This is a genomic window from Streptomyces wuyuanensis, assembly GCF_900103455.1.
In the GTDB taxonomy this organism is placed as follows: domain Bacteria; phylum Actinomycetota; class Actinomycetes; order Streptomycetales; family Streptomycetaceae; genus Streptomyces; species Streptomyces wuyuanensis.
In genome coordinates this window covers 1-15,270 of sequence record NZ_FNHI01000044.1, presented here as the reverse complement: position 1 = coordinate 15,270, position 15,270 = coordinate 1, and the positions used below count along the sequence as shown (strand labels likewise).

The following is a 15,270-nucleotide window of genomic DNA, read 5'->3' as shown; positions in this document are numbered from 1 at the left end:
CTCGTAATGCGTAGGTCTCGGGTTCGAATCCCGAAGGCGGCTCAGAGGCAAAGTGGCAGGTCACGGGCCACATGCGATGGGCCCCACGGAAGATCATTCCGAGGGGCCCATACGCATTTAGTACACCCTGCTTTGATCGCTAAGCGTCGGCGAGTGACGCATCCGCCAACGCCAGTGCGACCTTTCGCCCGGCGTCGAGCGCGTCCGCGACCTCGTCGAGCCGGTCCGGGAACAGGTGCCCGTAGATGTTCAGCGTCATCGACGCATCTTTGTGTCCGAGCATGAGCTGAATCACCTTCACGTCCGCGCCGGCCGCGATGGCGAGCGAGGCCGCGGTGTGCCGCAGCTTGTGCGGAGTTATGCCCATGCCCTCGAGGCCCGCCTCCTTCACCGCCGGATCGAACACCCGCGACCGGAAGTTCGCGTACCTCAGCGGCCCGCCTTCCGGAGCGGTGAACAGAAGATCGTCAGCCTTCCGCCCCTTGGCCAGGGCGCCCAGCTCGTTCGCGAACGACCGCGGCAGCGGCACAGAACGTTTCTCGTGATTTTTCACCGGGCCCAGCGCCAGGTGCCCGCTCACGTCGGTGTAGTTCTGCACGATCCGCATGCGCCGCTGCGGCACCTGCAACCGACCCACCTTCACCGCCGACGCCTCCGCCCACCGGATGCCGCAGTACCCCAAGGTGAGGATCAGCAGCCGATACTCGCCGGCCGCCAGCGCCAGACGCTCCAGCTGGTCATAGGTCAGGTAGACGTGCTCGTCCTCTTCATCGGGCCGCGGCAGCTCGTGGTCGTGGCACGGATTCACAGAGATCCGCTTCGAGAAGACGGCGTGCTTCATCGTCATGGACAGCACCCGGTACGCCTTGATGATGCGGGCCGCCCCCAGGACCTTGCCGGACTTCCCCGGCTTGGTCTCCAGCTCGGTCAGCCACGCGTTGACGTCCTCCCACTGGATAGCGGCGACCTGCCAGTCGCCCCACTTCGGGATCACGTAGTTGTCGAGCAGGTCCCGGTAGTCCCGCTTCGTCGTCCGGCCGATCTTCCGCTTGGAGCCGAACCACTCCTCGGCGACGACCTTCACCGCGGCCTTCCCCGACTTCGGATCCCGGTAGCTGCCCTTGTCGAGCCGGGCCGTAATCGCGTGCTTCTCGGCCTCGGCCTGCGGCAGCTTCAGGAACGTCTGCGCCTTCGGCTTCCCGTCCGGCCCGTACCAGCGGACCCGCCACCGCCCCGGCGGCTGCCGCTTGGAACCCTCACGCTTCGCGGCCTGCCACTTCTCCATGGCCGCCTGGTAGTCGGCGTGGTTCTCCCGATCCTCAATCCAGACTCTGGCCATCGGCGTCCCCCATCAGCTGCTCGAAGGCGTCAGCGTCCAGCCGCTGCAGCTCGCGAATGTCGAGTCCGTGATCCTGCAGCATCCGGTACGCCCTGCGGATCTCTGCGACCTGTTGACGGCCGCGTTCCCCGCGGGGTCGCAGCACGATGCCGTGCACCTCGCGTCGGCCTGGGGGCCGGCTGTAGAGGCGGTAGTCGAGTGAGGCTGTACTCGGGTCACCCTCGAGCCAGCGGACGGGACGCTTGCCGTCCGCCCAGTCCCAGGCCACATCAGCAGGAACCGCACCGGCGCCCGTGATCTCGACGGCGTACTCGTCGGAGTCTTCCAGCGGCAGCAGGAACGCGGACGGACTCACTCGCAGCACCACTGCGAGTGCCGCCAAGTCGTCGGCTGTCATGTGCCGTTCGGCCTTCTCCATTCGGCTGATGCCGGACGGGGAGATGCTGCGCCCTACCTGCTCCAGCGCGGTGGCCAGCTGCCGGGTGCTGAGCCCGCGCGCGTTCCGCAGCCTGGCCAAATTGTCGGCGACCGTGCGGCCGGTCGGTCCCATCTCGACGGCCCGTCGGCCGTACTGCTGCTCACTCATGGGAGACAGCCTATTCAGGATCAAGGGACTTGCGTCTCGCCTCGCATGGGTTACCATCTGGGTCATGTGCATCAGCATAGGTGCAGTCGTATCTAACATGCAACGAATGCAGCCTAAGGAGACGCAATGAAGGCAGCGAGGCAGGCGACCGTGGACGAGGTCCTGTCGTCGGCTGAGGTGTGCAAGCAGTACCCGCTCTTCCGTAACCCGCAGGCTCTCGCAGAGCTCCGGTGGCGGGGGACCGGCCCGGACTACATCAAGACGCATCCGGGGCGAAGCGGCCGGGTCTACTACCGGCGCAGCGCCATCGAACGGTGGCTCGACGAGCGCACCGTGAGCGGAGGCGCCGCAGCATGAAGCAGAACGCAAAGACGCCCCGGGTGGAAGCCGGGGCGTCTCAAGAATCCCTCTTCGCTGCGGGCGGCGGGACTGATGCCAGCGTAGCGCGACCACTCGTCCTCGTCACAAGAGGCCGCACCGAGTTCCTCGCCCACTGCCCCGAGTGCAAGGACTGGCACCGCCACGTCCACCTCGGCAAGGTCACCGGGCCCTGCGGCACCGAATACGACCTGAAGCCCCGACGAGCCAAGGGGGCGGCATGAGCAACTGGCAGAACGCCCTCGACAACGCCCTACAGGCAGCAGCCCGCGGCTTCGGCGTCTTCCCGCTGTCTCGCAACAAGGTCCCCGCGATCCCCTCACCGCACGACAAGGGACACAGCTGCGCGGGACTCAGGGCATGCGGCGCGTTCGGGCACGGCGTAGGCGACGCCAGCACGTGCCCCGACATCATCCGCGCAGGATTCGAGCAGGCCCGGCACGCGGCCGGATACGGCATCGCATGCGGCGCCGGCCCCCTGCCCCTCATCGGCGTCGACCTCGACCGCAAGAACGGCGTCGACGGCTGCGCCACCCTCAACCAGCTCGCCACAGAGCACGGCTTCACCGTGCCGCGCACCGTGACCGTCTGCACCCCATCCGGCGGATTCCACCTGTGGTTCACCGGCCCAGCCGGCGCCCACATCCCCAACAGCGCGGGACGCCTCGGCCCCGGCATCGACGTCCGCGGCACCCGCGGATACCTCGTCGGCCCCGGCAGCCGCGGCAAGACCGGCGAATACACCATCCACCCCAGCGCCTCGGAGCCGACCGTCTACCCCATCCCCGAGCAGCTGCTCCAGCTGCTGACACCCCCGGCCCGGACCGTGTTCCGGCAGCCGCACCGCCCGTCCAGTCCGGACCACGGCGGGCGCGTCCTCGACGGCCTGGTCCGCGTCGTCACCACCGCAGCCGAAGGCACCCGGAACGACCGCCTGTTCTGGGCCGCGGCCAAGGCGTGGGCTCACGTGAGGGACGGACATCTCGCGGCCCGCGACGTGGAGGCTGCGCTGGTCTCGGCGGCTGTCGGGGTGGGACTGGGTGAGGGTGAGGCAAGGCGCACCGTCGCTTCAGCACAGAAGGGAGCGGGTGCGTGACCGAGCCCTACAGCCAGCCCGCAGCAGCCCCCAGGCTGCGTGTCGTGCCCCTGCCGCGGAACTCCCACGGAGGGCACCTCGGCATGGCGGAGCGCTTCCTCGAGCAACACGCCGACGCACTGCGGTTCGTCCACGGCATCGGCTGGCACCAGTGGGACGGCGCCCGCTGGAAAATCGACGAGGAACGCGTCGACGTCGAGGCGGCCATCGCCACCACCAAGCGCGCCCTCGCGGACGTCCTCGGCATGAGCAAGTCCCCCGAGCGCGACGCCCTGTACGCCGACGTCAAGAAGTCCGAGAGCTCCAGCGGCATCGAGGGCATGCTGAAGCTCGCCAGCGCCCTCAAGCCGATCTCGACAGCCTCGCGCTCACTGGACGCCGACCCGTACTTCTTCAACACGCCCGCCGGCACCGTCGACCTGCACGAGGGCACCCTCAAGGAGAACGACCGAAACGACCTGATCACGAAGGTGTCAGGGGCCGCGATCGGCGAGAAGCCCGACGACGAGTGGGAGACGTTCCTCGAACGCATCCTGCCCGACGAGGACGTGCGGGCCTTCGTGCAGCGGCTCTTCGGCTACGCCATGCTCGGCAAGCAGACCGAGCACGTCATGCCGATCTTCACCGGCACCGGCGCCAACGGCAAAGGCACCCTCCGCGACGCCCTCGTCGCCGCGTTCGGCGACTACTGCATCGAGGTCGACCCTGCCCTGCTCATGGAGTCCAAGCACGAGCGGCACGGCTCGTTCAAGATGCGGCTCCGCGGCGCCCGGCTGGCGTTCTGCTCCGAGACGGAGAAGGGCCGCAAGTTCGCCGAGGCGACGATGAAGCGGCTGGTCGGTGGCGACCCCATCGAAGCCAACTACATGCACAAGAACCCGATCACGTTCGACCCGACGCACACGCTGATCATGCTGACGAACCATCTGCCAGCTGTCAGCGGCGACGACCCGGCCGTGTGGCGCCGCATCCTCGTCGTCCCCTTCGACGTCGTCATCCCCGAGAACGAACGAGACGGAGAGCTTCCTGCACGCCTGAAGGCGGCAGCGCCGGCCGTCCTCGCGTGGGCCTACGCAGGGTGGCTCGACTACCAGCAGCAGGGCCTCAATCCGCCCGAGGCCGTGCGGGTGCGGACCGAGCAGTACCGCACCGACAGCGACACCCTCGGCCGCTTCCTCAGCGAACGGACCATCACCAACCCCCACGGCGTGGTTCGTTCCCGGGAGCTCTACAGCGCCTGGTCCAGCTGGTGTCACGGCGCCGGCATCAAGACCGAAGAGGTTGGGTCCGAGGTCGCGTTCGCCGCCTCCATGAAGGCCCGCGGATTCGACAAGGCGAAGCGGAACGTCGGGGCCGTCTGGCTGGGCCTGATGCTCCTCGGTGAAACGGAGGACGAAGAGCCGTGACCTGCGGAAGTGGTGGGTTGTGGTGGGTCTCCCCAAAACCTTCCATGCGTGTGCGCGTGGGAGTTTCGGAAAACCCGCCACAACCCACCACCCGCCACCCGGCAACCGGGCCTTCCCACCCCCTTCCAGCCCCGCCAATGTCCGTCCCCACACCAGCCACCCATCCGGAGCAACTGTGACCTTCCGAGCCCGCTACTGCGCCTCCTGCGCCCGCCCGGTCCGGCGCGGCACTTACCTCCGGTGCGTCCTCGGCTGCGGGGCCGCCCTCTGCCGCAAGGGCGACCGCTGCACCCAGCAGCACACCCCCCAGTGCCCCAAGGCCCCCAGGACGTACACCGACAGCCCCGGGAGCCAGCCGTGAGCGACCCGATCGCCGACGTGCACCGGGCCGTCATCGCGGCCATGACCGCCCGGCTCATCGCCGACGACAACCTCGATGATGACCCGCTCGCCGGCGAACTCATCGCAGACCTCGTGTACGGCGACTCCGAACTCGTCGTCCCCGCCCTCCTCGGCACCCTCACCACCTTCATCCACATCGTCGCCGAGGAACGCGACGCCGACCCACAGGCCGTCTGGCAGGCATACGCCGAACTCGTCGCCCACACCGACGCTCAAGAAGCCCTCGACAAGGAGGAGTAGTGACCACCCACACCCAGCGGCTCCAGTGGTCCACGTTCAACACGTGGGCCAAGGACCGCCGCAAGGCCCGCCGTAGCACCCCCAAGGCCCGGCGAGACCTCCGCCGGCTCCTCGACCAAGCCCCCGCCGCCCTCGCGGCCGCCCGCAACAAGGAGACAACCATGGACAACTACTGGGACGACGACCAGGCCGAGCGCCGCCAGGCCGCACGACTCGCCATCCTGCAGACCTGCCGCGCCAACGACGCCACCACAGTCCGTCTCGCCCGCGAACACCGCGAAGGGCGCACCGGACCGCTCACGTGGGCTCCCGAGGCCGCCACGCCCCCGCAGGCCCCCGACGACGACGGCATGTGGTTCTTGCGCCGCGAGGAGCAGCTGGCCGAAGCACGCGCCGAGCACGCCGCCCGCAAGCGCCGCGCAGACGCCGAACGGCAGAGCAGCGAGCGACTGTTCAACAGCCTCCGCGACACCATGGGTGCCGACGCAGCCGAGGAATGGATGAACGGCGGTGATGTCGCATGAGCCTGCGCTCCACGGCCGAGCACGAAGCCGCGCACGCTGTCGTCGCCCGCCACTACCGCGTACCCGTACACGAAGTGTGGGTCGACCCGCGCACCCTCGCAGGCCGCACCGAGTGCGCCAAGACCAGCCTGCAGCAGACCGCGGTCATCCTCGCGGCCGGCGACCTGTGGTGCCGGGAACTCAGCGCCCTGCCCTACGAAGACCGAGCATGCTCCGACCTGCGCAGGTTCGAACGAGACCACGGCTTCCAACAGCTGTGGCACGTCGAACGCGAGGCCAGGCGCATCCTCACCCAGCACCGCGAGGCCGTGCTCGGCTTCGCCGCCAGGCTCGTCCGCGAGCAGCACATCGTGCTCACCCGCAGCCGAGCAGCCTGAGACCAGGCTGGGGCGTCAACCCGTGCGTTCATGAGCGGCAAGGTAGCGAGGGACCTCGGCCCGATGACCTGCCTGCGCCCCAGCCACCTGCCCGGCACGCCAACCCCTCCTCGGCGTGCCGGGCACACCCACACCCACAGCAGCCAGACCGAGCCCCGCCAGACCGCGGCGAGCAGCCCGCACAGCGCCGGCACAGCCCGCCCGCAGCGACGACGAACCGACGAACAGCGCACCGAACAGCACCAGCGACCAAGCGAACACGCAGGTAGGGGGGCATGTAGATGCCCTTGGCACCTAGATGGGCGGGCGACCCAAAAGCCCTCGTCGCTCGATGATCTCCACGTGAGTGACGATCAAGGTCACGTGACGATCTTGACCCGAGCCTCAGCCCTAGCCCCAAGATCGCTACCGATCGGTAGCCAGTAACAGGGAGTAGCCATGAAGCGTCCCGACTCAGAGGCCCTCCGGGCTCGCCGGCACCGCGCGCACCGCAGTGGCGATCACTCGCTCTGCCGTCCCGGCAACTGCCCGTGGGTGGACGGCGATGACCTGCCCCGCTTCAACATGCCTGACCCTGCGTCCGGCGAGTCCGTGACGTCGGCGGTGCTGGCGTTCATCGACGCTGTCCCTCCCGGCCGGGAGGGTGGCCCGCAGCTGGTGATGGCGCGCTGTGCGGTGAAGCTGGCGCAGGCCATCGACTCGAACGCCCACGGCTTGTCCGGGCTGGTGAAGCAGCTGACGGACCTGATGGGTCACATCGCCGAGAGCCAGGATGAGGACGGTCTCGACGACATCCGGGCCCGGCAGCACGCCCGGCGGACGGAGCTGCTGACTGTGGTGAACGGTCCGAGTGTCGGATGATCGAGGGGCCGTCACGCTCGTGACGGCCCCTCACGTTTGTGCAGGTCAGGAGCGTTCGAACTGGAGCGGCCCGCCGCCCTGGTTCCGCTTGAACGCGGTCAGGACCCGCTCGACCTCCCGGCCCGCGGCCATGGCGTCGATCGGGCCGTTGATGTTGACGACGATGGTCTGCCCGCCGCCGGCTCGGGCGGGCGCGGTCATGGCCGGAACGCGGGCGGTCATCGCTTCGGCGGGCAGGGCCCGGCCGGCGTTGATAGCCCGCAGTAGCGGCAGGTGCCGCTTGGTTTGCCGGGCGTTGACGACGAACTCGTTGTCTGAGAGCCGCGTGTGGATGCTGTCGGAGGTCTCCGTGCCGGGTCCTCGGACCAGGCCGCCGCGGGACCGCCACAGCGGCTTCTGTGACTTCTCCTCCACGGTCCGCAGGACGGTGTCGATGTACGTGGTGGCGATGCGCCCGTTGATGGTGTTCATGCGCCTGTGCGCTTCGGCGATCTTGTTCTTCAGGTCGCTGATCTCCGCCCGGATCTTGCCCTGCTTGTCGAGCGGCGCGTTCTTCAGCCGCGTCTCCGCGTCCTTGAGCTTCGCCTTCAGGTCGTCCGAGTTGGCCGTGAGGATCGCGGTCTTGTTCGGTGTGCGCAGGATCTGGTCCGCCAGTGCCTTGGCCTGCGCTTTCGTCTTGCCCATCCCGATCGTGGACTTCTCCAACTCGCCACGGCCGCGCCGGTAGACCTTCATGGCCTCTTCCCAGCTGCCCGTCTCCAGGTACTTCGACTCGACCGCCTGCTTGGTGGTGGCGGCGAGGTTGTCGAGGGTCTGGGCGTTCGCCCGGCCGGCTTCGGTGTTCTCGTCGAGGGTGCGCCCGTTCTGCTTGATGGATTCGGTGGCCGCGTCTATGGCGGCCTCCATCGCGCGCACGTCGCCGCGGGACTGCAGGGCGACCTGGTTGAGGGCGTGGATGCCCTGCTGCAGGCCCATGACGCCTTGCCGCATCCGGTTGAGCTTGGCCTGGGTGGCGACGGCCTGTTCGCCGAAGAGGCCCATGCCGCGGGCGGCGATGTCCTGCTCCAGCTTGGCGGCGGCCACGGCGTTCTTGTACTGGGAGAACGTGGAGGCGATGCTGGCGGCGGAGTGCCCGCTGTCCTTCATCATCTGGGAGAAGGTGGCGAAGTCCTCGGCGGCCTGGTCGGCGTAGCCGCTCGACACCATGGACGCGAGGACCTGGTCGACTCCGGCGAAGTCTTCCTTCGTCGCCCCGAACGACTTGGCTCCGCGGGTGAGGTCGTCGAGCTTGGGGGCGAGGAGGTCGGCTGCTTTGCCCATGGGGGCGAGCGCGAGCCACGGCTCGGCGGCCTTCAGCCCGGCCGATTCGATGCGCAGCTGCCGGAACTTGGCGGCCATGCCGTCCATGCTGCCGAACGTCTTACCGAGTTCGCCGGTGAACTTGCCCGTCTCGGCGAGGTTGAGCAGCGACGTGCGCAGCTTGTCGATGTCCGGCGGCGCGCCGCGGGCTTTGCGGGCGAGCTCGTCCACAGCGAGTGCTGCGACGCCGAGGACGGCCAGCCCGGCGCCGGCCTTCTGCAGGGCCGTGAAGCGCTGTGTGAGGCCCTGTACGGCGCTGCTGATGCCGCCGAACCGTGCGGAGCGGACGAAGGTGGCTACGTGCCCTGCTGCGCCTGCTGCGGCGACGCCTACGGCGGAGAACGCCGCGGCCCCCAGGTTGATGAGCTTCATCGCCACGGCGACCTGCAGCAGGGTGGTGACGAGCCCGGACGGTACGGTGGCAACGAGTTTGGTGAGGGCGTTGACGACCTGCAGCATGCCGACGCCGACGTCGGCGCCGGCTACGGCGAGGGTGACGAGCGAGTCGCCGATGTTGCGCAGCGTGTCGGACACGAGCGGCCCTTGGGCTCTGGCGTAGGCCATGAACTTGGACACGCCGTTGTCGACCCGGCCGGAGTCGAGGTTGTCGACCAGGCGGACGATGCCGTCGTTGACCTTGGCGAGAGAGCCGCGGGAGAAGTCGGCGAACTTGGCCATCAGCCGGTCGAATCCGGGGGACGCCATGCCGCCGCCGAGCAGGGCCATCATGCGGTCGAGTTCGGCGCTGGTGCCGCGCACGAGCGGCGTGAGCTTGGGGAGGGTCGCGGTCGCCAGCTGCAGGCCCTTGGTGAACGGCTTCATCGTGTCGACCGCGAGGGAGTCGCTCCACGCCTTGTACGTGTCCTTGAGGACGGACATCGACGCGGCGGCCTTCTGGGTGGCCGGGGGGAGTTTCGCCATCTGTCGGGTGTACTCGGCGTGCGCGTCGAGGGCTTCCTTCGACGATGCTCCCGACTTCTCGACCGCGTCTTGGTACTTCTGCTCAGCCTCGGATGCTTCCCCGATGGCTTTGACTTGGGGGCCGAGGGCGAGGGTGAACGCGCCTACACCGACCGCGGCAGCGCCGGCCGCTGCGGCGATCGGCGCCAGCGCTGTGGCGGCAGGGATCGCGGCGGGGGCGAGAGACAGGACGGACTTGCGCATCTTCTCCATGGAGTCGGAGAAGCCGCTCTCACTGTCCTGCAGCCGGCGCTGCAACCGGACGGCCGAGTCCCCGGCCCGGTTCAGTACGTCGGAGAGCCGGTCTCGCCCGTCGAGGATGAAGGTCAGTCTGTTGCTTGCCATGGACGCCCGCCTATCAGTTGCCCGCCAGTGAGTTGTGCGCGATCAAATTGCTCACTTCAGGATAGGGGCGGGTGATCGGCCGGGACAGGGACGCAGACGGCGTCCAGCGGCGGCAGTACGGGCATGGGGGACGCCCCCCTCTACCCGCGCTACCTTGCAGGTCAGCGGCCGTGACCGCCCCCATGACCGGGGTAAAGAGGCCCCGCTACTTCGGACCCAACGCAGAAAGGGGCCGGACCCCCGTGATGGAGGTCCGGCCCCGGGCCGTTGGTAGAGGGGATCCCCTCTACCCGAGCAGGATCTCGGCCGGCACCGCGGCCTCGATGTCGCGCCGCTGATACCCGGCGGCGTTCGTCCCGCCGATCTTCACCTGCTTGCTGGTGCGCTTCACCCCGGCCTGCTCCAGCTCCTTCGCCAGCTGCTCCGCATTCCAGTCGCCATAGGTGTCCTCGTCGATGTTCACCAACCCGTTGAGCAGGTCGGTGGTGTACATGCGCGGCGAGTGCCGCATGACCTCGAGGACGTCGGAGACGACAGCCGGCACCCGGATGCCCTGCGCGTCCGCAGCTGCCGTGACGTCACCGGCCGCGTCGCCCGTCAGCTGGCCCGCGTCGATGCGCAGCTGCCGGCCGCGCTGGCACAACTGGGCGAACGTGGGCCCGTCCATCAGGTCCGCGCGGACGGTGACGTAGGACGCGGGCCCGGTGACCAGCACGCCGACGCCCTTGTGCTCCTCGGACAGGACGGACGCGTCGGCGCCCTGCGCGGCCTTGCCCTTGCCCAACACCATGTCGCTGGACGTCTTGTCGACGACCTGCGTCGAGTACCGGATGGTGATGATCTCCCGGAGCTTCGGCGGCACCGACTCGGCATCCGGCCGCTGGCTGGCGAAGTTGCTGATGAACCCGGCCGCCGGCCCGCGTCGGGCGACACGGCACAGGTTGTTGATGACCTCCTCGCGGTCGTCCTTCTCCATGGCGGTGAAGTACTCCTGCAGCTCGTCGATGGTGACGAAGATGACCGGCAGGTTGTACCTCCGCATGATCTCCGGGGTGAGCTTGCCCTCCGGGCAGATCGACGCGGGCAGTTCCCTGAGCAGGGCGAACCGGCGCTCCATCTCCGTCAGGAGCTCCTGCAGCATCGCTTTCAGGGCCTCGATGGCGTCGTCCTCGGCGCCCATGACCAGGCGGTGCGCGACCGCCCGCATCGGCATCCAGTCCGCGCCGCCCTTGCCGTCGGCGACGTAGTGCCGCACCCACGCGTCGAGCAGGCCGGCGGCGGTCATGAGCCGCTGCGTGAACGTCTTCCCGCGCCGCGGGAGCCCGCCGAAAAACATGCTCTGCCACATGATCGGGACGGTGATGCGGTTGCCGCGCGCGTCCTGCCCGAACGGGATCGGATCCCACACCGAGAACGTGTCGGCCTTCTCCAGCGGCGACGGGTTCGGCGTGCCGAGGTACGGGTCGTCGTCGGCGACCCACATGCTGACGCGGCCAGCGTTGCCGCCCTGAGCTGCACGGACGCGCGACATAATCACCTGAATCTCGTCGACGCCGAGCTCCTGCGCGATGACCTCCCGCTTGGCGAGGACGTCGGACGCGGTCTTCCCGCCGCCCCGGGGCAGGTCGAAGATCACAGCCCAGCCGCGGCCATCACGGACCGGGCCCATCGAGCAAGACACCCGCGGCCAGTCCTTCTCGTCCTCGCCGGCCCGGCCGCTTTTGAGGAGGCCAGCGGCACGCAGAGCGTCGTTGAGCTGCTGCGCGGACATGTCGACCCGCAGCGGCGGTGCGCCCTGGTCGAGGAACGTGGCCTCCTTCCCGCGGCCCAGGTAGGCGAGCGGGACGGTGACGGCACCGGCGATGCCGGTCTGCAGCAGCGGGTCGGCCAGGGCGACGCCGACGGCGGCCGCGGTGACACCGACAGCTGCGGCGCCGAACCTCCAGCGGCGCGTCTTCGTCCGCTCCAGGTGCGCGATCTGCAGCCGCACCGCCAGGTCGACGTCCTCCGGCTTCGCCTTCACCTGCGCCCGCAGGGCCTTCACGGCGGCGCTGTGGTCCTGCGCCGACAGCGTCGGCCAGATCCCCACGGTGGCCCGGTAGAAGCCGCGAGCGGCGAGCAGCACCGTCTTCACCAGGTACTTCGGGGTACGCACCCCGTGGTAGCGGGAGTGCCACCAGGTGAGTCGGCCGAGCGCGGCCACGTTCGCGAGGATCGCGGCACGGGAGCGGGCCCATGCGGGCAGCACGGGCGCGTCGGGCACGGTCAGCCAGTCGGCCAGCGGGTTGCCCGGCAGGTCGACCGCCTCGACCGCGGCCGGCGATTCGGCTACAGGTGTTTCATCTGCAACACCTGCCAGTCGGGGCTTGAGAAGGTTCGGCACGGCGTGCCCGTTGACCGGGCCGGTCAGGGTTTCAGTCATGATGGATTCCTTCTGCTCTCGTGAGCGGATGGGGCCACGGGGCGGCCCGGTGTCCTGGCTGGGATGGGCCGCCCCGTGGCGTGGCTATCGGTAGTGGCGTGCGGCTCGTTCGGCGCGACGTTCGGCGTCCTGCGCGGCCTCGCGGGCCTTCCGGGCGGCCTGCCGGTCCTCGCGCTTCGCCGCCCGCTCCGCGACCCTGGCGGCTGCCGTCGCCTGCTTGGCCTTCTCCAGCTGCTGACGTGCCGCCGCGGCCTCGCGGCCGTACCGCTCGGTGGCGGCGTCGTCGATGCGGTCGATGGCCCGGTCGATGCGAGCGTCCTCGATGCCGGCCAGGGCCTTCTTCGAACCCCGGAGGATCAGGCCGGCGCGGCGGCGGCGTTCGGCACTGGTGTAGATGCGATCTGTCATGGTCACTTGCCCTTTCGCATGTCGGTCCACATGCCGCGCAGCACGAGGACGCAGATGGTCAGCGCGACAGCGCTGATGGCTACGGCGACCGCGGACACGGCCACCGTGACGAGGAAGACCGAGGCGCCGACGCCGACGCCGACCCACTTCGCCGCACTGCCCGACGACTGCTGTACGGGTACCGGCGGGGCCGCCTGCTGCTGCATCAGCTGCTGCGCCTGCAGCACCGCGGTGATGAGCGCCAGCTGCTCGCTGTTGTGCTGCGCCTCCACGGCCTCACGGCTCGCACGCTCCAGCTCGCTCACGACGCCACCTCCGTGACCACTTCGCGGCGCAGTTCGGTGGCCTCGCGGCGCGACAGACCGAACGTGTCCCGCAGCTGGTCGATGGTCACCCCACGTCCGCCCGAGCTGACCACCTGCCGGTGTAGCGTGCGGGCCTTCCGGCGCAGGTCGGCAGGGGTGATGGTGATCTGCTCGGTGACCACCTCACGGGGCTGTACGGCAGGTACCGCAGCGGTCACCTTGCTGGTCGGGTAGGCGTCCCACATCGGGGACACAGCGGGCAGTTCGATGACCGCCGGGGCTACCGCCGGGAGGGGCTCGTTCGGCAGTTCCACATTTGTGGAATCGGCTCGCTCCACGGTCACCGGAGCGGCAGGTGACAAGAAGTTGTCACCTGCCTCGACGTGACCGGCGAGGGCCTGGTGCACCTGCCGCATCAGGGCGCCGAACGCCAGTAGCGCGGCTGTGGGAGGCACCGCGGCCACCACGTAGTCGAGCAGCGGCACGGCGGCGGGGTCACGGGCCCCGGTCACCCCGGCCACGTTCAGGACGATGGAGCCGAGAGAGCCGACAGACGTCAGCCCGATCGCCCACAGGTCCACCCGGTGAGCGAGAGCGGCCCGCAGCCACATGATCTCGCCCGCGATGATGAACAGGTCCAGACAGGCCGGCCACGCCCACGCGCGGACCTCCGCCTGCCCGAGGCCGTGCCCCAGTGCCACCTCGGCGAGATGCGCGTAGGACAGCCAGAACGCGGCACCGGTCAGGGCGATGATGACCACACCCGCGGCGACAGCCAAAGCTCTGGACGGGTTGAAGTTCTTCACTGGTCTTCCACTCCTCCAGCAGCGCGCACGACCAGGTGCGCAGCCAGGTTGGCGCCGTGCCGATCATCGGAAGCGGCAGCGTCAATGAGGGCCGCCATCAAGGCGGGAACCGGGGGAAGGGGCCGGGCCGACCGAGCCACACGGCGCAGAGCCGCGGACTCGGTCGGCCGGCGCACCGGCCAGCGACTGCTCACCGGCCCGTCTCCCTCAACACAGCCAGCCGGCGGGCCGCGTGCCGCACCACACAGGCGTGCTCGACCAGAGCAGCAGCGAGGGCGTCCAGCCCCGCCGGGTCAAGCGCCACGTCCTGGTCGGAGAACTCGACCGACATCAGCAGGTCCGGCCGGGTCGGCGAGAACGGCCGCAGCTGCAGGTACGACGACAGCAGCGTCGCCGGCCCCGTCGCCTGCCCGACGTTGAACGTCATGTCGACGTCCGCCGACTGGTGCTGGATGTCCTCGCGGAACCCGCCCTGCATGTGTCGGCCGTTGCACCAGTCCGGCTCGTCGAGCACGACCGTGCCGTAGTCACGCGTCCGGATCGTCACCCGCCCGCCCTCGACCGGGGCGAACTCCGCCGCGTACAGCGGCTCGTCGTCGGCGCTCACGCCTGGCCCTCCGCCTGGTTGAGCAGACGGACCTGGCGGGCCTTGTGCCGCAGCTGCGCGGCGAACGCAATGAGATCGTCCGCCAGCTCCTCCGCCAAGGCCGGCGTCAGATACGCGTCCGACGCGGACCCGGTGGTGTTCACGACCAGGTGCGCGGACCGGCGCCACGGCTCGCGCGCGGCCGGGTCGGAGCTGATGTTGAGCATCATCGCGGAGTGCGCCAAGTCGTCGTCCGTCCGCGTGGCCACCTGCACCACGTCGAAGTCCGAGTAGTGCATGACGTCCTCGAGGTAGTTCACCCGGTCCGCGTGGTCGACGACGCACCACGTGGGGCACTCGATGTAGACGGTCTGGACACGGCCGCTCTGCCCGACCTTCGCCGGCACCAGCCGCGTCTGCGCCGAGATGGCGTCCGCGGCCTGCTCCGGGGACGGCTGCGCGGGGATCCCCGGCAGCAGCCCGCCACCGGACGGGCGGAACATCGACGGGATGGCCGGAGCGGTGCTCTTGTCAGGGGACGGTACGGTGATGCTCATGGTTCGCTCCCTCTGAGGTAGGGATCGGATCTAGGCCCCGGCTGCGGTGTTGGTAGCACCCGCCGGGGTCGCCCTGTTTCCGGGGCGATAGGAGCACTTTAGACCCGACTGCATCTAACGTGCAACACCCTTGCGCAAGGTTCCAGTACACACGCCGTACACATGAAGACTTGATGTGAGTCGATACCACTTGATAGAGGAACATAGGAAAGCCGCAGGTCAGAGACCTGTAAGGGCTTCTGTGCATGTCCCGGAAGGGGCCTCAAAGACCTCGTAATGCGTAGGTCTCGGGTTCGAATCCCGAAGGCGGCTC

At 69.1% G+C, this 15,270-nt stretch carries 18 protein-coding genes; 9 read left to right on the top strand and 9 right to left on the bottom strand.

Going from position 1 to position 15,270, the window contains the following annotated elements; translation table 11 throughout:
• Nucleotides 1-139: 139 nt before the first annotated feature.
• On the bottom strand, nt 140-1,339 hold the full coding sequence (locus BLT82_RS36030; protein ID WP_093662642.1) for a tyrosine-type recombinase/integrase: 1,200 nt from the start codon (nt 1,337-1,339) through the stop codon (nt 140-142).
• Nucleotides 1,320-1,925, bottom strand: coding sequence for a helix-turn-helix domain-containing protein (locus tag BLT82_RS36025; RefSeq protein ID WP_167746199.1), 606 nt, complete (start codon nt 1,923-1,925; stop codon nt 1,320-1,322). Before BLT82_RS36025 ends, BLT82_RS36030 begins: the two co-directional genes overlap by 20 nt.
• Nucleotides 1,926-2,051: 126 nt before the next feature.
• Here BLT82_RS36025 and BLT82_RS36020 point away from each other — a divergent pair, with 126 nt between their 5' ends.
• From BLT82_RS36020 to BLT82_RS35985, 9 genes are all read left to right on the top strand, one after another.
• The gene (locus tag BLT82_RS36020) at nt 2,052-2,282 is read left to right on the top strand and encodes an RING finger protein (protein WP_093662638.1); all 231 of its coding nucleotides are present in this window, start codon (nt 2,052-2,054) and stop codon (nt 2,280-2,282) included.
• A complete protein-coding gene (locus BLT82_RS36980) occupies nt 2,279-2,527 on the top strand; it encodes a hypothetical protein (RefSeq protein WP_143041599.1) in 249 nt (82 codons plus the stop codon). The genes BLT82_RS36020 and BLT82_RS36980 overlap by 4 nt, the downstream gene beginning before the upstream one ends.
• Nucleotides 2,524-3,399 carry a bifunctional DNA primase/polymerase gene (locus BLT82_RS36015; protein ID WP_093662636.1) on the top strand — a complete coding sequence of 292 codons (876 nt, stop codon included), beginning with the start codon at nt 2,524-2,526 and terminating at the stop codon, nt 3,397-3,399. The genes BLT82_RS36980 and BLT82_RS36015 overlap by 4 nt, the downstream gene beginning before the upstream one ends.
• Nucleotides 3,396-4,805, top strand: coding sequence for a DNA primase family protein (locus BLT82_RS36010; protein WP_093662634.1), 1,410 nt, complete (start codon nt 3,396-3,398; stop codon nt 4,803-4,805). Before BLT82_RS36015 ends, BLT82_RS36010 begins: the two co-directional genes overlap by 4 nt.
• 175 nt (nt 4,806-4,980) lie before the next feature.
• A complete protein-coding gene (locus BLT82_RS36005) occupies nt 4,981-5,166 on the top strand; it encodes a hypothetical protein (protein WP_093662632.1) in 186 nt (61 codons plus the stop codon).
• Nucleotides 5,163-5,447, top strand: a complete 285-nt coding sequence (locus BLT82_RS36000; protein ID WP_093662630.1) for a hypothetical protein — start codon at nt 5,163-5,165, stop codon at nt 5,445-5,447. The genes BLT82_RS36005 and BLT82_RS36000 overlap by 4 nt, the downstream gene beginning before the upstream one ends.
• Nucleotides 5,447-5,971, top strand: a complete 525-nt coding sequence (locus tag BLT82_RS35995; protein ID WP_093662628.1) for a hypothetical protein — start codon at nt 5,447-5,449, stop codon at nt 5,969-5,971. The genes BLT82_RS36000 and BLT82_RS35995 overlap by 1 nt, the downstream gene beginning before the upstream one ends.
• Complete coding sequence (locus tag BLT82_RS35990) at nt 5,968-6,348, top strand: hypothetical protein (protein WP_093662626.1); 381 nt, start codon at nt 5,968-5,970, stop codon at nt 6,346-6,348. The genes BLT82_RS35995 and BLT82_RS35990 overlap by 4 nt, the downstream gene beginning before the upstream one ends.
• A 438-nt stretch (nt 6,349-6,786) precedes the next feature.
• Nucleotides 6,787-7,209 (top strand): hypothetical protein, encoded by a 423-nt coding sequence (locus BLT82_RS35985; RefSeq protein ID WP_143041598.1) that lies wholly within the window; start codon nt 6,787-6,789, stop codon nt 7,207-7,209.
• 45 nt (nt 7,210-7,254) lie between these two features.
• On the opposite strand, the gene BLT82_RS35980 is transcribed toward BLT82_RS35985, so the two are convergent.
• The 7 genes from BLT82_RS35980 to BLT82_RS35945 form a co-directional block, all read right to left on the bottom strand.
• Nucleotides 7,255-9,873: a hypothetical protein gene (locus BLT82_RS35980; protein WP_093662622.1), complete on the bottom strand. Its 2,619-nt coding sequence runs from the start codon at nt 9,871-9,873 to the stop codon at nt 7,255-7,257.
• 286 nt (nt 9,874-10,159) lie between these two features.
• Entirely contained in the window at nt 10,160-12,295 is a 2,136-nt protein-coding gene (locus BLT82_RS35975) for an FtsK/SpoIIIE domain-containing protein (protein WP_107490297.1), read from the bottom strand.
• Between the two features lie 84 nt (nt 12,296-12,379).
• A complete protein-coding gene (locus BLT82_RS35970; RefSeq protein ID WP_093662620.1) occupies nt 12,380-12,703 on the bottom strand; it encodes a hypothetical protein in 324 nt (107 codons plus the stop codon).
• A gap of 2 nt (nt 12,704-12,705) precedes the next feature.
• A complete protein-coding gene (locus BLT82_RS35965; RefSeq protein ID WP_093662618.1) occupies nt 12,706-13,008 on the bottom strand; it encodes a hypothetical protein in 303 nt (100 codons plus the stop codon).
• Complete coding sequence (locus BLT82_RS35960) at nt 13,005-13,814, bottom strand: DUF2637 domain-containing protein (RefSeq protein WP_244529939.1); 810 nt, start codon at nt 13,812-13,814, stop codon at nt 13,005-13,007. The genes BLT82_RS35965 and BLT82_RS35960 overlap by 4 nt, the downstream gene beginning before the upstream one ends.
• Before the next feature lie 190 nt (nt 13,815-14,004).
• Nucleotides 14,005-14,421 carry a DUF6907 domain-containing protein gene (locus tag BLT82_RS35950; protein WP_093662614.1) on the bottom strand — a complete coding sequence of 139 codons (417 nt, stop codon included), beginning with the start codon at nt 14,419-14,421 and terminating at the stop codon, nt 14,005-14,007.
• Nucleotides 14,418-14,957: a DUF6907 domain-containing protein gene (locus tag BLT82_RS35945; protein ID WP_093662612.1), complete on the bottom strand. Its 540-nt coding sequence runs from the start codon at nt 14,955-14,957 to the stop codon at nt 14,418-14,420. Before BLT82_RS35945 ends, BLT82_RS35950 begins: the two co-directional genes overlap by 4 nt.
• Between the last annotated feature and the right edge of the window lie 313 nt (nt 14,958-15,270).

Coding starts and splice junctions, on each gene's coding strand:
- BLT82_RS36030 (WP_093662642.1), bottom strand. CDS start 1,339: ATGGCCAGAGTCTGGATTGAGGATCGGGAGAACCACGCCGACTACCAG.
- BLT82_RS36025 (WP_167746199.1), bottom strand. CDS start 1,925: ATGAGTGAGCAGCAGTACGGCCGACGGGCCGTCGAGATGGGACCGACC.
- BLT82_RS36020 (WP_093662638.1), top strand. CDS start 2,052: ATGAAGGCAGCGAGGCAGGCGACCGTGGACGAGGTCCTGTCGTCGGCT.
- BLT82_RS36980 (WP_143041599.1), top strand. CDS start 2,279: ATGAAGCAGAACGCAAAGACGCCCCGGGTGGAAGCCGGGGCGTCTCAA.
- BLT82_RS36015 (WP_093662636.1), top strand. CDS start 2,524: ATGAGCAACTGGCAGAACGCCCTCGACAACGCCCTACAGGCAGCAGCC.
- BLT82_RS35990 (WP_093662626.1), top strand. CDS start 5,968: ATGAGCCTGCGCTCCACGGCCGAGCACGAAGCCGCGCACGCTGTCGTC.
- BLT82_RS35985 (WP_143041598.1), top strand. CDS start 6,787: ATGAAGCGTCCCGACTCAGAGGCCCTCCGGGCTCGCCGGCACCGCGCG.
- BLT82_RS35980 (WP_093662622.1), bottom strand. CDS start 9,873: ATGGCAAGCAACAGACTGACCTTCATCCTCGACGGGCGAGACCGGCTC.
- BLT82_RS35975 (WP_107490297.1), bottom strand. CDS start 12,295: ATGACTGAAACCCTGACCGGCCCGGTCAACGGGCACGCCGTGCCGAAC.
- BLT82_RS35970 (WP_093662620.1), bottom strand. CDS start 12,703: ATGACAGATCGCATCTACACCAGTGCCGAACGCCGCCGCCGCGCCGGC.
- BLT82_RS35945 (WP_093662612.1), bottom strand. CDS start 14,957: ATGAGCATCACCGTACCGTCCCCTGACAAGAGCACCGCTCCGGCCATC.